Source organism: uncultured Tateyamaria sp. (genome assembly GCF_947503045.1).
Taxonomy (GTDB): Bacteria; Pseudomonadota; Alphaproteobacteria; order Rhodobacterales; family Rhodobacteraceae; genus Tateyamaria.
In genome coordinates, this window is sequence record NZ_CANNCF010000002.1 from 42,124 (window position 1) to 60,030 (window position 17,907).

Here is a 17,907-nt window from a genome sequence, read left to right on the forward strand (position 1 = left end):
GTCGCGTCCGGCCTTTTTCGTTGCTATATGCCCCTCATGTCCCAGCCGCGCCCCATAGACCGCAAACTGACCACGATCCTTGCCGCCGATGCTGCCAACTATTCCGGCCGCATGAACCGCGACGAGGAAGGCACCGTGCAGGCCCTGCGCGCCGCGCGCTCGGTCATCGACACCGCCATCACCGAGGCGGGCGGGCGCATTGCCAACACCTCGGGCGATGGGCTGATCGCCGAATTTCCGTCCGTTGTGCGCGCCGTGCGCTGCGCCACGGACATTCAGGTGACGCTGAACGCGGGCGATGGCCTGTTGCCGTTTCGGATCGGTGTGCACTTGGGTGATGTGATCATCGAAGGGGCCGATTTGCTGGGGGACGGTGTGAACATCGCCGCCCGCCTGCAGGAAATGGCTGAAATCGGCGGCATCCTGATCTCGCAACATGTCTATGACCACGCCCATGGCAAGTTGGGGTCGGTTGAGTTGCGCCCCCTTGGTCCCGCCACCCCCAAGCATCTCGCCGAAGAGATCGGGGTCTATGCCGTGGTTGCCGACGGGGTGAGCGCGCCGCGCCTTCTGGACAATCTCGGGCCCAAGGTGGCGCACAGTCCGCCGCCCCCTGATCCCGCCCTCGCGCAGCCCGTTCCGGACGAACCGCAAGAAGATACCCCCTTGCGCAAACAGTTCAAAAAGGACCGCAACCGCATTCTGGGCGGCGTCGGCGTGATCCTCTTTTTCGAGATCGCCCTTGATTTGCCCTTTCTGATCACATTCCTGCCGACGATGGGTCTGCTGTATCTGCTGTACCGCAAATGGCGCGCCTGCAAGACGGCGGAGGAGACGGCGCCCGCAAGCTAGTCGCCTATCAGGTTGTCCCGGATCCACGGATTGCGCTGGAGCAGGTCCGCATCGAAGGCGGCCGGGGACAGGTCAGGCGTGCCCGCCCCGATGCGCGCGGCGGGATCAAAGGGGATGTCTTGCAGCAGATCGAACTGTTCCAGCCGCTTTTGTCGGTCTGAAGTCAGGGCAAATAGCGCGTGGTGCGCGTCGCGCGCTGTGCCCAGCTCTGTGCTGCGTTCCATCATCCACGCCACTTGTGCCGCCCGATGGGGTTGCAGCAGTGCCCCCTGCACCCGCGGCGGCGTGCGTTTGTAGCGCAGCACCTTGGCCAGCCAGTGCAGCGGCGTGACCCCGTCAAAATGCAGCAGACGGGCGGTCGTCGCGATATGGTGCGCCGCGCGCCGCTGCCGCCCTTCGGAGCCGGTGCGGGTGGCGTGATGCACGCCCAGCCGCAAATCCGCGCTGGTGCGGATGCCGCTTTTGCCCGCCCCGTGCGAATACTGCCCCCGCTTCATGAAGGGCGCGAATTCGCCGAAAGCCATCTGCGCGTCCGTCTCTGACAGTGCGGAGGTTGCGCGGAATGAACCGTCAAACAGTGACTGCTGCGCTCCTTGTGGAAACAGCCGCTCGAGCACGGTCAGGTTCACGGCCTTGCTTATGTCACCCTGTGCCGCCAATTCGCCCGCAAAATCGCCGTCCTGCCAGATGAATTCATCCGCATCGATGTGAAACAGCCAGTCGATCTGCGCAGCGGTTTTGGCGACATGGGCGTTGATGCTCTGGCGGCGCATCTGCGAGGCTGGGCGCCCCTTTTGCCCGCGATGGACGGCCCAATAGGCGTCATCGCAAAGTGTCACATGACACCCGTCAATCGCCCCCAATTCGCGCGCCACGGGATCGCCTGCATCGTCCAGGAACACGTGCACCGCGCACGCGCCCGTCGCGAGGTGCCAGCGCACATTGCACAGAACAAGTGCTGCGGGCTCGTTCACCGTCATCACCACCCCCCAATCGGAGGGGCCGCGCAGGTCGGTTTTACGGGTCGGCGCTGAGGTCACTTGATTCCCTTTTGATGTCAGATCGTTTTTTTGTGATCACACTTTTTTGGGCAGTGATCACAAATTTCACTTTTCTGCGCAAAATCCGCGTCTTCGGCACATTGCTGGTTTACGCCGTCTTCAGTCCTGTTCGTATAGGGCCAACTGAGATGCATCAATACGGGACCCTACGCTCATGAACATCCACGAATACCAGGCCAAAGCCCTCTTGCGCAGCTACGGGGCACCCGTTTCGGACGGTCGCGTCGTGTTGCGCGCCGAAGACGCCAAGACCGCGGCAGGCGAAATGGACGGCCCACTTTGGGTGGTCAAGGCGCAGATCCATGCAGGCGGGCGTGGCAAGGGGACGTTCAAAGAGGCCGATGCTGGCGAGAAGGGCGGCGTGCGCCTGACCAAGTCCGCATCTGAGGCCGCCGAAGAGGCCAAAAAGATGCTGGGCCGCACGCTGGTCACCCACCAGACCGGCCCCGTCGGCAAGCAGGTCAACCGCATCTATATCGAAGATGGCTCGGGCATCGAGACCGAGATGTATCTCGCCCTGCTGGTCGATCGCCAGACCTCCCGCGTCAGCTTTGTCTGCTCGACCGAGGGCGGCATGGACATCGAAGAGGTTGCCGCCTCCACCCCCGAAAAAATCCTGAGCTTTTCCGTTGATCCGGCCACTGGCTATCAGGCCTTTCATGGCCGCCGCATCGCCTTTGCGCTGGGTCTGAGCGGCAAGCAGGTCAAGCAATGCGTCGGCCTCATGAGCCTGCTGTACAAAGCGTTCATGGAAAAAGACATGGAGATGCTGGAGATCAACCCGCTGATCGTGACCGACAGCGGTGATCTGAAAGTGCTGGATGCCAAGATCAGCTTTGACGGCAACGCCATGTACCGCCACGCCGACATCAACGAATTGCGCGACGAGACCGAGGAAGACCCCAAGGAACTCGCCGCCTCCAAATACGACCTCAACTATATCGCGCTGGATGGCGAGATTGGCTGCATGGTGAACGGTGCCGGTCTGGCCATGGCGACGATGGACATCATCAAGCTCTATGGGGCCGAGCCTGCCAACTTTCTCGACGTGGGTGGTGGCGCGACCAAGGAAAAGGTCACCGAAGCGTTCAAGATCATCACCTCGGACCCACAGGTCAAAGGCATTCTGGTCAACATCTTTGGCGGCATCATGCGCTGCGATGTGATCGCCGAAGGGGTGGTGGCCGCCGTGAAGGAGGTTGGTTTGAAAGTGCCGCTGGTTGTCCGGCTTGAGGGCACGAATGTCGAAGCGGGCAAGGAGATCATCAACTCCTCCGGTCTGGACGTGATCGCGGCGGACGACCTCAAGGACGGTGCGCAGAAGATCGTGAAGGCCGTTAAGGGGTAATCCAATGAAGGCGATGCTTGCCACATTGGCCCTGGTCGGCGTTGCGGCCTGCCAGACGGGTGTATCCGATGGTCAGGCCGTTCCGGCAGTCGCAACGGACACCGTTCCGGTGGCCTTTGCGGCCGGGCCGGGATCGCGCGCCGTCACCCCAAAAATTGCATCTGACGTGATAAGGGCCGCCTGCCTGGCCACACGCCCCAGTTTTCGCCGCGCCCCTGAGGCATTGGCGGCGATTGGCGGGTTTGTGCAGAATGCCCAGACGCTGACCTATTATCATCAGGACTATGATTTGTCGGTCAAATTGATCGACGGGCGCTGTTCGACGGTCACCGGCGGGTTGAAATCAGCACAACAGGTGACGTCCGTTCCGCGTCTTGCAGGCTCCGAAGAGCTCGTGTCGATTGGCCGTCCAACGAATGTCGAAGGCCGTCTTTATGTCCGATTTGCAGTGGCGGGTGGATGAATGCAGTGCTTGCGCCGCAATCGGTTGACCAGGGGGGAGGCGCGCAGCCGCAACAAGACCGGTAGCGGCTTGTCCCTGAATCTCCGGTTTGCATCTGATGGGGCCGGAATTGTAGCGGGGATCGTTGCTTCTTCCGTCGCGCTAGCCGCAACCGCCCACCCGGCCATCGACGCCTTTACTGCCTATTGCTTCAAGGCCGGTCAGACCCCTGCGCAGGCGCACGCCAATATGGCCGACCTTGTCGGTGACCCGCTGCCCTTTACCCTCACCTTCTGGGACAAGACGCTGGAACCTGCCCCCAACACCCCAGCGTATGCCGAACGGCGCTGCGAAGTGGTCTTTGACGGCGATCACGCGGCGGATGCCGTGACCAAAGTGCAGGCCAAGATGGCCAAACCGCCTGTCTTTGGCACCTCGATCCCGCTGACCCCGCCCTTCGCCGCAAACGATGGCACCGCCTATCTCGATGCGCGTGAGTTGTTGCGCAAACGCGTGGCGGTGGTGCATATCGGGACCCGCAAGGGCCCCGAGACGTTCATCCGCGTCGACCGTCTTCCCCCCGGGATGGGGTTGAGCGAATGAGCGAACTGCGCCCCTGCCCCGGTTGCGAAACCCCCTCAGCGACCAAGCTGGACCCCTACAGCCGGGATGAATGGCACGTGGCGACCTGCGATACCTGCACGTTGACCTACCTGCGCAACCCGGTCGCCTACGAGGCGCTTGAGGAAGATTTTGCGTGGGAAAAGACCTATGTGGAAAAGAAGAAGACGGGTGGCTCGACCGGCCTCAGCCCTGCGATCCGCAAGCTGCGCCAGCAGTTTGGCCTGACCCACAAGGGCAAGCACGCCAAGATGGGCGCGTGGTTCAACAACGGCAAGGTGCTGGATATCGGCTGCGGCAGCCACCAGAACATACCCGAACCGATGATCCCCTATGGCATCGAACTCAGCCGCGCACTGCATGCCGAGGCCGATGCCCATATGCGTGCCCGCGGTGGCTATTGCGTGCATGGGGCAGGCGCCGAGGCGGTCTGGGATTTCGAGGCCGAGATGTTTGATGGCGTGCTGATGCATTCCTATCTCGAACACGAGATCGACCTGATGGGCATCCTGAAAGGCGTGTTTCGCGCCCTGAAACCCGGCGGTGCCGTCTATGTCCGGGTGCCCAACTTTGGATCGATCAACCGGCATGTGATCGGGCCCAAATGGTGCGGGTTCCGCTACCCCGACCATGTCACCTATTTCACCTACGCGACCTTGCGCGACACCGTGCGGCGCGCCGGGTTTACAACCCATCTGGTCAATCGCATTGGCCTTCCCGTCGACGACAATATCAAGGTGCTGCTGCGCAAACCGCAGATGGCCGCATGACAAAGACATCCCCCGAAATACCCCAAGGAGACGCCCCACATGGCCGTATTGATTGACGAAAACACCAAGGTGATCTGCCAGGGCCTGACCGGCTCGCAAGGCACGTTCCACACAGAGCAGGCGATCGCCTATGGCACCAAGATGGTCGGCGGCGTCACCCCCGGCAAGGGTGGGCAGACCCATCTGGACCTGCCCGTCTACAACTCGGTCCACGAGGCGATGGCGATGACCGAGGCAAATGCGAGCGTCATCTACGTGCCTCCGCCTTTTGCCGCGGATTCGATCCTTGAGGCCATCGATGCGGAGATGCCCCTGATCGTGTGCATCACCGAGGGTATTCCGGTGCTCGACATGATGCGGGTGCAGCGCGCGCTGGATGGGTCGAAGTCGCGCCTTGTCGGTCCCAACTGCCCCGGTGTCATCACGCCGGACGCCTGCAAGATCGGCATCATGCCCGGTCACATTCACAAGCGCGGGTCCTGCGGGGTTGTGTCCCGTTCCGGCACGCTGACCTATGAGGCGGTCAAGCAGACCACCGATCTGGGCATCGGTCAGTCCTCCGCCGTTGGCATCGGCGGCGACCCGATCAAGGGGACCGAGCATATCGACGTTTTGGAGATGTTCTTGGCCGATGACGAAACCACCTCGATCATCATGATCGGCGAGATTGGTGGCAGCGCCGAAGAGGACGCCGCACAGTTCCTCGCCGACGAAAAGAAGAAGGGCCGCTGGAAGCCGACGGCCGGTTTCATCGCGGGCCGCACCGCCCCTCCGGGGCGCCGCATGGGCCACGCAGGCGCGATTGTCGCCGGTGGCAAAGGTGGGGCCGAAGACAAGATCGAAGCCATGCGCGCCGCGGGGATCGTGGTGGCCGACAGCCCGGCAACGCTGGGCGAGGCGGTGATGGAGGCGATCAACAAGTGAGGGCTGTCCCACGCTGGGACATCACCACACCGCAGGAAAATCAATGGGTTACAGGGGCGAATTTACCATCCCTTAACCTTTGAGGAGAGAGATGGGCCCCGGATGTGGGCCTTGGGAGACGGCAAATCTAGGGGCGGAAGGACCGCCCCAGTGGAGGGAAGACGCGTGAAGGGACGGGTTATGGACGTGCGATTTGAGTTGGGATTTTCGGTCAAGGTGAACTTGGGGTGATGGATCGTCGTGCCGCATATGCGTTGCCGTTTCGCGGCAGAGCCATTGGGTCCGGCGCGTCAGGCTGCCCCAGCTTGGCGGGAAGGTGTCGTATATGACCCTGACCACGTCCGTAAAAACCTGCTTTCAAAAATATGCGACGTTCTCCGGCCAAACCTCCCGCTCGGAATTCTGGTACTTTTACCTCAGCGTAAAGGGCATGATATTTGTGTCGGCAATTGTCTTCATCTGGGCCGCCGTCATTGTCTATGTTGTCACACTCGTTCCGGCACATGCCGCGGCCGTCAGGCGGTTGCGCGATCAAGACAGATGGGTGTGGCCTATCCTGATCCTCAGCCCGATTATTCTCGTCGCAAATCTGTTTTTCCTGGCCGCCTTGGACGACAAACTCTACGCGTCCGAGCCCGAAGTTTTTTTTGTCGTCACAATCATATGGGCGCTGCCCATCTTCCGCGCCTTCTGGATTCTCACTGGCCCGAGCGCCCAACCCGCACCCTCGGATCAAAACAATGAGGTAACCCCATGACCGACCAATCCCCCAACGACCAGTTCCGTGCCTCAAGCTTTATGCAGGGGCACAATGCGGAGTACCTCGAACAGATGTACGCCCGCTACGCCAATGACCCGCACGCCGTGGACGAAGCGTGGCAGGCGTTTTTCAAGGCGATGGGCGATGACGAGGTTTCTGTCAAGCATGAGGCGGCGGGGCCATCCTGGGCGCGCAGTGACTGGCCGCCGATGCCGGGTGATGACCTCACCCAGGCCCTGACAGGCGAGTGGGCGGCCCCGGCCGAGGTCAAAGGGGCCGGTGACAAGATCAAGGCCAAGGCGGCCGAGTCGGGCGTCGCCGTCAGTGACGATCAGGTCAAGCGCGCCGTGCTGGATTCCATCCGCGCGCTGATGATCATCCGCGCCTATCGCATCCGGGGCCATCTGGTGGCGGACCTCGACCCGCTGGGCATGCGCAGCACCGAGCCACACCCGGAGCTGGACCCGAAATCCTACGGCTTTACCGAGGCCGACATGGATCGCCCGATCTTTATCGACAAGGTTCTGGGGCTGGACGTGGCGTCGATGCGCGAGATCCTCGACATCGTCAAACGCACCTATTGCGGCACATTCGCGCTGCAATACATGCATATTTCGAACCCCGAAGAGGCGGGTTGGCTGAAAGAGCGCATCGAGGGGCTGGGCAAGGAAATCCAGTTCACCCGCGAGGGCCGCAAGGCGATCCTCAACAAGATGGTCGAGGCCGAGGGTTTTGAAAAATTCCTGCATGTCAAATACATGGGCACCAAACGCTTTGGTCTGGATGGCGGTGAATCCCTGATCCCCGCGATGGAGCAGATCATCAAGCGCGGCGGCAGCCTTGGCGTGCAGGACATCGTGATCGGCATGCCCCACCGGGGGCGTCTGAGCGTGTTGGCGAACGTGATGGCCAAGCCCTACAAGGCGATTTTCAACGAATTCCAAGGGGGCAGTTTCAAGCCCGAGGATGTGGATGGATCGGGTGATGTGAAATACCACCTTGGTGCGTCATCCGACCGGGAATTTGACGGCAACACCGTGCACCTGAGCTTGACGGCCAACCCCAGCCACCTTGAGGCAGTGAACCCCGTCGTTTTGGGCAAGGCGCGCGCCAAACAGGATCAGAACAACGACCCCGAGCGCACCACGGTCATGCCCATCCTGCTGCACGGCGACGCGGCCTTTGCCGGGCAAGGGGTTGTGGCCGAGTGTTTCGCCCTGTCGGGCCTGCGCGGTCACCGTGCGGGTGGCACCATGCATATCGTCGTCAACAACCAGATCGGGTTCACGACGGCGCCGCACTTTTCCCGGTCTTCCCCCTATCCCACCGACAATGCGCTGGTGGTCGAGGCCCCGATTTTCCACGTGAACGGTGATGATCCGGAGGCCGTGGTCCATGCCGCCAAGGTCGCCACCGAATTCCGCCAGAAATTCCACAAGGACGTGGTTATCGACATCTTCTGCTATCGCCGCTTTGGACACAACGAGGGCGACGAGCCCATGTTCACCAACCCGGTGATGTACAAGAAGATCAAGAAGCATAAGACCACGCTGACCCTCTATACCGAACGGCTGGTCAAGGATGGGCTGATCCCCGAAGGCGAGATCGAAGACATGAAGGCCGCCTTTCAGGCCCGCATGAATGACGAGTTCGAGGCCGGCAAGGAATACCGCCCGAACAAGGCCGACTGGCTGGATGGCAAGTGGTCGCACCTCGATAAATCGGCGGAAACGAAGTACCAGCGCGGCAAGACGGCCATCCCCAAAAAGACGTTTGACGATGTGGGCCGCGCGCTGAGCACGGTGCCCTCCGGTATTCCCCTGCACAAGACGGTCGAACGGCTGCTGGATGCCAAGGCCAGGATGTTTGAGACCGGCACCGGCATTGACTGGGCGACGGGCGAGGCGCTCGCCTTTGGCTCGTTGCTGACCGAAGGCTATCCGGTGCGTCTGGCCGGGCAGGATTCGACCCGCGGGACGTTTTCGCAGCGCCATTCCGGCCTCGTCAATCAGGAGACGGAAGAGCGCTATTACCCCCTCAACAACGTCCGCACCGGGCAGGCCCAATACGAGGTCATCGACTCGATGCTGAGCGAATATGCGGTGCTGGGCTTTGAGTATGGCTATTCGCTGGCTGAACCCAACGCCCTCACCCTGTGGGAGGCGCAGTTCGGCGATTTCGCCAACGGTGCGCAGATCATGTTCGACCAGTTCATCAGCTCTGGCGAGTCCAAGTGGCTGCGCATGTCCGGTCTGGTTGTGCTGCTGCCTCACGGGTTTGAAGGGCAAGGGCCCGAACACTCCTCCGCCCGGTTGGAGCGGTTCCTGCAGATGTGTGGGCAGGACAACTGGATCGTCGCCAACTGCACGACACCGGCCAACTATTTCCACATCCTGCGCCGCCAGATCCACCGCGATTTCCGCAAGCCGCTGATCCTGATGACGCCCAAATCGCTGTTGCGTCACAAGCTGGCGGTGTCCAAGGCCGAAGAGTTCAAGACCGGCAGCAGTTTCCACCGGATCATGTGGGACGACGCCCAGCACGGCAATTCGGACACCGAACTGGTGGCCGATGACAAGATCAAGCGCGTGGTGATGTGTTCGGGCAAGGTCTATTACGACCTGCTGGAAGAACGCGATGCCCGCGGGATCGATGATGTCTACCTGATGCGGTTTGAGCAGTTCTATCCCTTCCCCGCCCAGTCGGCGGTCAAGGAATTGGAACGGTTCAAGAAGGCCGAGATGATCTGGTGTCAGGAAGAGCCCAAGAACCAGGGGGCCTGGACCTTTATCGAACCCAACCTCGAATGGGTTCTTGGCCGCATCAAGGCCAAGCACACCCGCCCCGTTTACGTGGGCCGCGCCACGTCCGCCTCGCCCGCCACGGGTCTGGCCAGCAACCACAAAGCCCAACAAGCCGCTCTCGTTGACGAAGCGCTGACCATCAAAGGGAAATAAGACCATGACAACCGAAGTCCGCGTACCCACCTTGGGCGAAAGCGTTACCGAAGCCACCGTTGCGACGTGGTTCAAGAAGCCCGGCGAGGCGATCGCCGTTGACGAAATGCTGTGCGAGCTGGAAACCGACAAGGTGACCGTGGAGGTGCCAAGTCCGGTGGCAGGCACATTGGCCGATATCATCGCCGCCGAGGGTGAAACCGTTGGCGTCGACGCGCTGCTCGCCACCATTGCCGAAGGTGGCGCTGCCGCGGCGTCCGCGCCCAAAGCCAAGGCCGCCGCCTCCGAAGCACCGGCCGCTGCCGCCGGTGGTGCCTCTGTCGATGTGATGGTGCCCACACTGGGCGAGTCGGTGACAGAGGCGACCGTCAGCACGTGGTTCAAGGCCGTCGGCGACAGCGTCGCGCAGGACGAGATGCTGTGCGAGTTGGAGACCGACAAGGTGAGCGTCGAGGTGCCAAGCCCCGCTGCTGGCGTCCTGGCCGAAATCACCGCGCCTGAAGGCACAACCGTGGATGCAAGCGCCAAGCTGGCTGTGATCTCGTCCTCCGGTACAGGTGCTGCTGCGGCCCCTGCGGCGGCCGCCACCCCGGCCCCTGCCCCGGCCGCCAGCAAGGATGTCGAAGACGCCCCCGCTGCCAAGAAAGCGATGGCCGAGGCCGGGATCAGCCGTGATGCGGTGACCGGATCTGGCCGAGATGGCCGGGTGATGAAAGACGATGTGGCCCGCGCCGTTGCCGCAGCGGGGTCCGCCCCGGCGCCTGCGGCGACCGCGCCCGCCCCACGTGCCCCGGTCGCTGCCGATGACGCCGCCCGCGAGGAACGGGTCAAGATGACCCGTCTGCGCCAGACCATCGCCCGCCGCCTCAAGGACAGCCAGAACACCGCCGCCATGCTGACCACCTATAACGAGGTCGACATGACCGAGGTGATGGCCCTGCGCAACGAGTACAAGGACCTGTTCCTGAAGAAACACGGGGTCAAGCTGGGCTTTATGTCCTTCTTTACCAAGGCCTGCGTGCATGCGTTGCGCGAAGTGCCCGAGGTGAACGCCGAGATCGACGGGACCGACATCGTCTACAAGAACTTTGTCCATATGGGCATTGCCGCGGGCACGCCCACGGGTCTTGTGGTGCCGGTCATTCGTGACGCGGATGCGATGTCCTTTGCCGCCATCGAAAAGGCAATCGCCGAGAAGGGCGCGCGCGCGCGGGACGGCAAGCTGAGCATGGCCGAAATGCAGGGCGGGACGTTCACGATCTCCAATGGCGGGGTCTATGGATCGCTGATGTCTTCGCCCATCCTGAACCCGCCGCAGTCGGGGATTCTGGGGATGCACAAGATCCAGGATCGCCCCATGGCGATTGGCGGTCAGGTGGTGATCCGTCCGATGATGTATCTGGCGCTGTCCTATGACCACCGGATCGTGGACGGCAAAGGCGCGGTGACCTTCCTTGTGCGGGTGAAAGAAGCACTGGAGGATCCACGGCGGTTGTTGATGGATTTGTGATGGTGTGGTGGGGTGAAACCCCACCCTACTCAAAAGCGGTAAGGCGGGGTTTCACCCCGCCGACGGTTTCTATGACTGGGTGGAAACGCAATTGAAAAGAGATGAGTCGGAAATATCTCGTCTGGAACGAGCAGATGCTCTGGGCATGTCTTTTGTACGGACAATGATCGTCTTGCACGGAGGCGCATTATTGGCGCTTATGACTTTTTTAGGCAATGCGTCTGCGCAGACATCTATTACTGTAAAAATCTGCGTAATTAAACAAGCTATGACATCATTTGTCGTTGGAATATGCTCTATCCTGATTGCGTTGTTGATTTCCTATACATACACCGCGGCACACCCTGATACTGCTTGGCACAGGTATTGGGATCGATGGGTGATTTCCGTCAATGCAGGAATGGCGATTATTTGCATCGGTTCTCTCATCATTGGACTTGTACTTTTGCTCAGTGGCGTGGTGGAAACTTGAATGCACTCGCAATCAAGACTGATATAGTTGAAATGAAAAAATGACCCCCGAACTCACCTACCTCACCTATGCCGTCATCCTGCTGATCGTGCACATGTTCGTGCAGGCGACCTTCTCTGCCCTGACCAAGGGGATCGGATGGGCCATTGGCACCCAGGACGAAGCGCGCGACCCCAGCCCTGTTGCCGGGCGGCTGGAACGGGGTTTGCGCAACTATGTCTACAACCTGCCCGCCTTCGTCGCCCTGGCGCTGATGCTCAAGGTCACCGATCTGGGCAGTGAAACCACCGCCTTGGGGGCCGCGATCTGGTTCTGGGCGCGCGTCGCCTATGTTCCTGTCTTTGCCTCGGGCATTCCCTTCGGGCGCTCCATCGCGTGGTTCACGTCTCTGGCGGGGCTCGCGCTCATGATCCCGCCGCTGTTGGGATGATGCCCGTCACATGACCCCGGAACTCACCGTACTGACCCTCGCTGCCCTGCTGCAAGTCGTGCAATTCGTGCTGATGGCCATCCCGGCAAACCTCGAACTTGGCCAGGGCAAAACCATGTCACCACGGGATCGCGCGCGATTGGGCGGCGACATCGAGGATCTGCTCAGCACCCGCACCGCGCGCCTTTACCGCGCGCTCGACAACCATTTCGAAGGGCTGATCCTGTTCACCATCGCCTGCGTGGTGGTGACACTGGGCGAAAAATCCGGCACGGTCACGTCAACATGTGCCTATCTCTATCTCGCCGCCCGCATCGCCTATGTGCCAGCCTACGCCTTTGGCTGGACGCCCTGGCGCAGCTACATCTGGTTTGTCGGCTTTTCGGCCACGGTGTGCATGCTGATCGCCGCCCTTTTGTGAGTTTCTTCTGACCAAAAATACCACGGGGGTTTCGGGGGCAGCGCCCCCGTCCCGACCCAAAAACAAAGGACCAAAGACATGGCTTCTTACGACGTGATCATCATCGGCTCCGGCCCCGGCGGCTATGTCTGCGCGATCCGCTGCGCGCAACGGGGCCTCAAAACCGCCATCGTCGAGGGGCGCGAGACGCTGGGCGGCACCTGCCTGAACGTGGGCTGCATCCCGTCCAAGGCGCTGCTGCATGCCTCGCACATGCTGCACGAGGCCGAGCACAACTTTGCCGCCATGGGTCTGAAGGGCAAGTCGCCATCGGTCGATTGGAAACAGATGCTGGCCTACAAGGATGACACGATCGGGCAGAACACCAAAGGTGTCGAATTCCTGATGAAAAAGAACAAGATCGACTGGTTGAAAGGCTGGGGCAGCATTCCGGCCGTTGGGCAGGTCAAGGTCGGTGAGGACGTGCACGAGGCCAAGTCGATCATCATCGCTTCCGGCTCCGAACCCTCCTCCCTGCCGGGCGTCGAGGTGGATGAAAAGGTGGTCGTGACCTCCACCGGCGCGCTGGAACTGGGCAAGGTGCCCAAGAAGATGGTGGTGATCGGCGCTGGCGTAATCGGGCTCGAACTTGGTTCGGTCTATTCCCGTCTGGGCGCAGAGGTCGAGGTGATCGAGTTTCTCGATGCGATCACCCCCGGCATGGACGCCGAGGTGCAGCGCACGTTCCAGCGGTTGCTGGCCAAACAGGGTCTGAGCTTTACCATGGGAGCCGCCGTTCAGAAGGTCGACGCGACCAAGACCAAGGCCAAGGTTACCTACAAGTTGCGCAAGGATGACAGCGAACACGTTGTGGATGCCGACATCGTGTTGGTCGCGACGGGGCGCAAACCCTACACCGAAGGCCTTGGCCTTGATGCATTGGGCATTGCGATGACCAAGCGTGGCCAGATCGCGGTTGATGCCCATTGGCAGACAAATGTGCCCGGCATCTACGCCATCGGCGACGTGATCGAGGGGCCCATGCTGGCCCACAAGGCCGAAGACGAAGGCATGGCCGCCGCCGATCACATCGCGGGCAAACATGGGCACGTGAACTATGACGTGATCCCCGGCGTGATCTACACCCACCCCGAAGTCGCCAATGTCGGCGCCACCGAACAGGGGCTGAAAGAGGCGGGGACAAAGTACAAGGTCGGCAAGTTCAGCTTCATGGGCAACGGTCGGGCCAAGGCGAATTTCGCGGGCGACGGGTTCGTGAAAATCCTCGCGGATGCAGACACCGACCGGATTCTGGGCGCCCATATCATCGGCCCCGCCGCCGGCGATCTGATCCACGAGATCTGCGTGTCCATGGAGTTCGGCGCCTCGGCCGAGGATCTGGCGCTGACATGCCATGCCCACCCGACCTATTCAGAGGCCGTGCGCGAGGCCGCCCTGGCCTGCGGATTGGGGCCGATCCACAGCTGATCCGAAGGTCAGGCGCACCTGCGAGCGACTGACCAACAGGTCCGTATTTCGTCGTCAAAACCCGCCTTTGCGTCCCAAATCAACTGCCTGCGCCCCGGCGCAGGCGGGCTGTTGCCGTTTGCGCCGCGCCCCAAAGGAACTTTCCTGCCGATCACTCGTTTTGATCCCATACGGGCGGCAATGCGAATTTCTTTTCGGATGAGAAACGCCTTTGCTGGCTCAAGGCGGAGCCGCATGGCCCTGCAGATGTGAACTGAAGAAAGGATATGATCGATGGATCGTCGCAATACGCTGAAATTTCTCGGGGGCGGTGCTGCCCTCCTCGCGCTGAGTGCCTGTGCGCAACCGCAAGGTGATGACATCGTCGACATCGCGGCGGGGGATCCCAATTTCTCCACCCTCGTGGCCGCATTGCAGGCCGCTGATCTTGTCGACACTCTGAAAGGGCCCGGGCCGTTCACGGTCTTTGCCCCCACAAACGCGGCCTTTGCCGCACTGCCTGCAGGGACGGTGGACAATCTGCTGCTGCCGGAAAACAAGGACGCGCTGGTCAGCATCCTGACCTATCACGTGGTGCCCGGCCAGATCACCGCCGGGGACGTGCTGGGCACGCGCCAGACGGTGGCGACGGTGAACGGGGCCACCGTGGATGTGAACGGGATCGTGGGCAAGTTCGGCTCGGGCGTGAAGGTGAACGATGCCATTGTTATTCAGGCCGACATCTTTGCCACCAATGGTGTGATCCACGCTATCGACAAAGTGCTGCTGCCTTAACGAGGCACAACGGGCCTCGGAATTTTACTTAATAATTCCGGCCCGTTTTGAGAAGTCGGGAAACGTTCACCACATGGTCCGCGCGGCGCGCGCGGGCCATTCGGCATCATAGGCCGCACCACCTTCTTCTCCACCCGACACCTCTGCAAGGATTTCGCCCGGTGTCGGCAACCCGTCCGCATCGTTCCGGCTCCACAATCCGGCGCGCAACACGGCGCGGGCGCATTGGGTATAGACCTCGCCCACCGCAATCACGATCACCGTGGCCGGTTGCCGGCCCTTTTGCTCGAACTGCGCCCGCAAGGCCTCGTCCGCCGTCAGCCGGGCGCGTCCGTTCACCCGCACCACCGTGTTCGATCCCGGCACCATGAACATCAGCGACACGCGCCCGTCCTCGACAATGTTGCGCAAGGAATCGAGCCGCTGATTGCCCCGCCAGTCCGGCATCGCCAGCGTGCGCGCATCCAAGGGGGTCACCACTGGCCCGTCATCGCCGCGCGGACTGCCATCGGTGCCCGCCGGTCCCACCGTGGTCAGCACGGCAAAGCGCGACTGTGCAATCCACTTGGCATAAAGCGGCGTCAGATGATCGGCCACTTTGCGGATCGAGGCCGCACCGGGCGTGCCATAGAGCGCTTCGAGCCCTTCTACGGTGTCAATGAACTCCATCGGGGTCGAACCCTCCCTCGCGCATCAGCGCATCCGAGCGCGTTTCCACCACCTCTTCGAGATGGGCCAGAAAGGCGTCTTTATCCATGCCGGTTTCGATCAAGGGCAGAAATTCGACCACGGCCAGCCCCGGCTTGCGCCACATGCCCTTGCGGGGCCAGAAGATGCCCACATTGGTTGCCACGGGCACACAAGGCTGGCCCAATTGTTCATAAAGCACGCCGGTGCCGACCTTGTAGGGCGCCTTGACCCCCGGTGCGACGCGGGTGCCTTGCGAGTAGATGATCAACTGGCCCGGATCAGCGCGTCCGGCCTCGACATCTGCCACCATCTTGGCGATGGCGGCCCCGCGCTTGCCCCGATCAACGGCGACACATTCCAGCCGCTTGGCGTAAAACCCGATGATGGGCGTCCACAGGATATCGCGCTTCATGATGAACTTGGCCTTGGGAAGGGCGGTAAAGATCATCATGATATCGAGGAACGACTGGTGCTTGGCCGCGATCAGCACTTCGCCCTGGGGGACGTCGCCGCGCACTTCGCAGCGAAGGCCAATCATCCAACTTGCCGTCCAGAACACCCAGCGGCTGAAGGTCTTGCAGCACAGCCGCGCCCCTTCCTTGGCGAACAGCGCATAGGGGAAAAAGGCAAGGCCGATGACCAGCATCATCACGTACATCTGGGCGATGAACAGGTAAGACCGGATGGTCTGGATCATGACAGGCTCCTCAGCGCGCGGCTGGCGGCAAAGGCGGTGGCGGCCAGCGCGACCACCGCACAGACCAGCGGCAACAGCAGCGGCACAAGCCAGCCGATGCCCTGAAACCCGATCCCGGTGAGAAAGCTGGGCGCATCCCCGCCCGAGGGCAGCAGCCAGACGGCAATCAGCCCCAGCACAACCCCTGCGGTCGACCCAACAAGCGCGCGCCACGTAAAGCGGCGCACAAAGGCCTGCGCGATGTAACGATCCGTCGCCCCGACAAGGCGCAACACGGCCACGACCTGCGCATTGGCCGCCAATGCGGCATTGGCCGCCAGCGTCACCATCGCCGCCACCGCCGCCACGATCAGTGTTGCGGCGAGCCAGCCCAAGAGGCGCAGGCGCTGAGCGGCGGCCACCAGCGGTGCGCGCCAACGGCCATGATCGTCCAGAACGGCCCCCGGCACCTCGGCAGCCAGACGCAGCCGCAGGCCGGTTGCATCAAAGCCCTGCCCCGCGCTCACAATCTCGATCAGGCGCGGCACGGGCAGGCTGTCGAGCGGCAGGTCAGAGCCGAACCACGGGGCCAGAAGCGCTTGTTGCTCGGCATCGCTCAGTGCCCGCGCGCGCGCGATTCCGGGTGTGGTTTCAAGCACCTGAAGGGCTGCGGCCGTCTGCTGGGCGCGTTGGTCTTGCGGGGCGACGATGCGAATGGTCGCGGTTCCGGCCAGTTCGTTGCCCCAGCGTTCGGCCAGCCGTCCGCTGGCCAGCGACAAGGCCAGCGCGAACACCGCCAGAAAGGCCATCGCACCGGAGGCAAAGAGGGTCAGTTGCGCCGTGAAACCCGAAGGCGGCACCACGCGTCCCGCATAGGGATCACCCGCCACCAATGTGCGCAAGGACTTGAGAGCGGACCTCACAGATCGGCCCCCGCCAGTTGCACGCGGCGGTTGGAAATGCGCAGCACACGGGCCTGCACCTGCGCCTTGGCGGCGCGGATCAGGCCAAGGTCGTGGGTCGCGATCAGCACCGTCTTGCCCATGCGGTTCAGCTCGACCAGCAGGGTGAGCAGACGTTGGGACATCTCCCAATCGATGTTGCCGGTGGGTTCGTCCGCGAGCACGATGTCGGGTGACATGATCACCGCGCGCGCCAGGGCAACGCGCTGGCGTTCACCTCCGGAGAGTTGCGGTGGACGGGCGTCGGCCCGGTTGGTCAGGCCGACCCAGTTCATCAACTCGGCCAGATCAGGGCCTGCGGCCTCGGCGTGGCGGCCCGACACGGTCAGCGGCAGGGCCACGTTGTCGGTGACCGACAGGTGGTCCAGGAATTGCACGTCCTGATGCACCACGCCGATCTTGCGGCGCAGTTGCGCCACGTCATCGCGTTCCAGCGAACGCACATCGGTCTGAAACAGGCGCACATAGCCTGCGGAGGGCAACAGCGCACCATAGCAGAGCTTGAGCAGGGTCGTCTTGCCCGCCCCCGACGGGCCGGTCAGGAAATGAAAGGAACCCGGCGCGAGCTTGACGGAAATATCCGACAAAAGTTCGCCCCCACCGTAACTATACGCCACATTTTCAAGCTCGATCACGTTTGCCCCCGCCCATCGCACCTGTTGTGCCTCAGCATCATGCGGGTTTCAATTGGTAAGCTGGGTCCGGTCAACGCAATTATTACTTTTCTGCATGCCCTCTACAACATATGGTGGAGTTAAAAAAGAAGGCAG

General features: G+C 62.0%; 18 protein-coding genes and 1 pseudogene. 14 read left to right on the plus strand and 5 right to left on the minus strand.

The features are described 5' to 3' along the window. The first annotated feature begins 36 nt into the window (after positions 1 to 36). Positions 37 to 852, plus strand: a complete 816-nt coding sequence (locus Q1A89_RS08685) for an adenylate/guanylate cyclase domain-containing protein (RefSeq protein ID WP_299726366.1) — start codon at positions 37 to 39, stop codon at positions 850 to 852. Here Q1A89_RS08685 and Q1A89_RS08690 read toward each other — a convergent pair. Then, a complete protein-coding gene (locus Q1A89_RS08690) occupies positions 849 to 1,892 on the minus strand; it encodes a glycosyltransferase family 2 protein (protein ID WP_299726369.1) in 1,044 nt (347 codons plus the stop codon). The genes Q1A89_RS08685 and Q1A89_RS08690 overlap by 4 nt on opposite strands. 175 nt (positions 1,893 to 2,067) lie before the next feature. On the opposite strand from Q1A89_RS08690, the gene sucC reads away from it, so the two are divergent. The 13 genes and pseudogenes from sucC (at position 2,068) to Q1A89_RS08755 (ending at position 14,809) form a co-directional block, all read left to right on the plus strand. Beyond that, on the plus strand, positions 2,068 to 3,261 hold the full coding sequence (gene sucC / locus Q1A89_RS08695) for an ADP-forming succinate--CoA ligase subunit beta (protein WP_299726371.1): 1,194 nt from the start codon (positions 2,068 to 2,070) through the stop codon (positions 3,259 to 3,261). A gap of 4 nt (positions 3,262 to 3,265) precedes the next feature. Next, on the plus strand, positions 3,266 to 3,724 hold the full coding sequence (locus Q1A89_RS08700; RefSeq protein WP_299726372.1) for a hypothetical protein: 459 nt from the start codon (positions 3,266 to 3,268) through the stop codon (positions 3,722 to 3,724). Between the two features lie 69 nt (positions 3,725 to 3,793). Beyond that, positions 3,794 to 4,306: a hypothetical protein gene (locus Q1A89_RS08705; protein ID WP_299726373.1), complete on the plus strand. Its 513-nt coding sequence runs from the start codon at positions 3,794 to 3,796 to the stop codon at positions 4,304 to 4,306. Continuing rightward, on the plus strand, positions 4,303 to 5,094 hold the full coding sequence (locus Q1A89_RS08710) for a class I SAM-dependent methyltransferase (protein ID WP_299726375.1): 792 nt from the start codon (positions 4,303 to 4,305) through the stop codon (positions 5,092 to 5,094). The genes Q1A89_RS08705 and Q1A89_RS08710 overlap by 4 nt, the downstream gene beginning before the upstream one ends. A gap of 39 nt (positions 5,095 to 5,133) precedes the next feature. Further along, positions 5,134 to 6,018: a succinate--CoA ligase subunit alpha gene (gene sucD, locus Q1A89_RS08715; protein ID WP_299726376.1), complete on the plus strand. Its 885-nt coding sequence runs from the start codon at positions 5,134 to 5,136 to the stop codon at positions 6,016 to 6,018. A gap of 325 nt (positions 6,019 to 6,343) precedes the next feature. Then, positions 6,344 to 6,775 (plus strand): DUF805 domain-containing protein, encoded by a 432-nt coding sequence (locus Q1A89_RS08720; protein WP_299726377.1) that lies wholly within the window; start codon positions 6,344 to 6,346, stop codon positions 6,773 to 6,775. Next, entirely contained in the window at positions 6,772 to 9,735 is a 2,964-nt protein-coding gene (locus Q1A89_RS08725) for a 2-oxoglutarate dehydrogenase E1 component (RefSeq protein WP_299726379.1), read from the plus strand. Before Q1A89_RS08720 ends, Q1A89_RS08725 begins: the two co-directional genes overlap by 4 nt. Before the next feature lie 4 nt (positions 9,736 to 9,739). Next, positions 9,740 to 11,245, plus strand: coding sequence for a 2-oxoglutarate dehydrogenase complex dihydrolipoyllysine-residue succinyltransferase (gene odhB / locus Q1A89_RS08730; RefSeq protein WP_299726382.1), 1,506 nt, complete (start codon positions 9,740 to 9,742; stop codon positions 11,243 to 11,245). A gap of 79 nt (positions 11,246 to 11,324) precedes the next feature. Next, positions 11,325 to 11,717, plus strand: a complete 393-nt coding sequence (locus Q1A89_RS08735) for a hypothetical protein (RefSeq protein ID WP_299726385.1) — start codon at positions 11,325 to 11,327, stop codon at positions 11,715 to 11,717. 40 nt (positions 11,718 to 11,757) lie between these two features. Then, positions 11,758 to 12,147 carry an MAPEG family protein gene (locus Q1A89_RS08740; RefSeq protein WP_299726388.1) on the plus strand — a complete coding sequence of 130 codons (390 nt, stop codon included), beginning with the start codon at positions 11,758 to 11,760 and terminating at the stop codon, positions 12,145 to 12,147. A gap of 10 nt (positions 12,148 to 12,157) precedes the next feature. Next, positions 12,158 to 12,568 (plus strand): MAPEG family protein, encoded by a 411-nt coding sequence (locus Q1A89_RS08745; protein ID WP_299726389.1) that lies wholly within the window; start codon positions 12,158 to 12,160, stop codon positions 12,566 to 12,568. 75 nt (positions 12,569 to 12,643) lie between these two features. Beyond that, positions 12,644 to 14,035, plus strand: a pseudogene (gene lpdA / locus Q1A89_RS08750) (dihydrolipoyl dehydrogenase); the annotation flags it as partial. A 273-nt stretch (positions 14,036 to 14,308) separates the two neighbouring features. Then, entirely contained in the window at positions 14,309 to 14,809 is a 501-nt protein-coding gene (locus tag Q1A89_RS08755) for a fasciclin domain-containing protein (RefSeq protein WP_299726393.1), read from the plus strand. Between the two features lie 66 nt (positions 14,810 to 14,875). On the opposite strand, the gene Q1A89_RS08760 is transcribed toward Q1A89_RS08755, so the two are convergent. The 4 genes from Q1A89_RS08760 to Q1A89_RS08775 are packed head-to-tail and all read right to left on the minus strand — an operon-like array spanning position 14,876 to position 17,772. Further along, positions 14,876 to 15,478, minus strand: a complete 603-nt coding sequence (locus Q1A89_RS08760) for a pyridoxamine 5'-phosphate oxidase family protein (protein WP_299726395.1) — start codon at positions 15,476 to 15,478, stop codon at positions 14,876 to 14,878. Next, entirely contained in the window at positions 15,465 to 16,196 is a 732-nt protein-coding gene (locus Q1A89_RS08765; protein ID WP_299726398.1) for a lysophospholipid acyltransferase family protein, read from the minus strand. The genes Q1A89_RS08760 and Q1A89_RS08765 overlap by 14 nt, the downstream gene beginning before the upstream one ends. Further along, entirely contained in the window at positions 16,193 to 17,098 is a 906-nt protein-coding gene (locus Q1A89_RS08770) for an FtsX-like permease family protein (protein WP_299726401.1), read from the minus strand. The genes Q1A89_RS08765 and Q1A89_RS08770 overlap by 4 nt, the downstream gene beginning before the upstream one ends. After that, positions 17,095 to 17,772: an ATP-binding cassette domain-containing protein gene (locus Q1A89_RS08775; protein ID WP_299726404.1), complete on the minus strand. Its 678-nt coding sequence runs from the start codon at positions 17,770 to 17,772 to the stop codon at positions 17,095 to 17,097. The genes Q1A89_RS08770 and Q1A89_RS08775 overlap by 4 nt, the downstream gene beginning before the upstream one ends. Between the last annotated feature and the right edge of the window lie 135 nt (positions 17,773 to 17,907).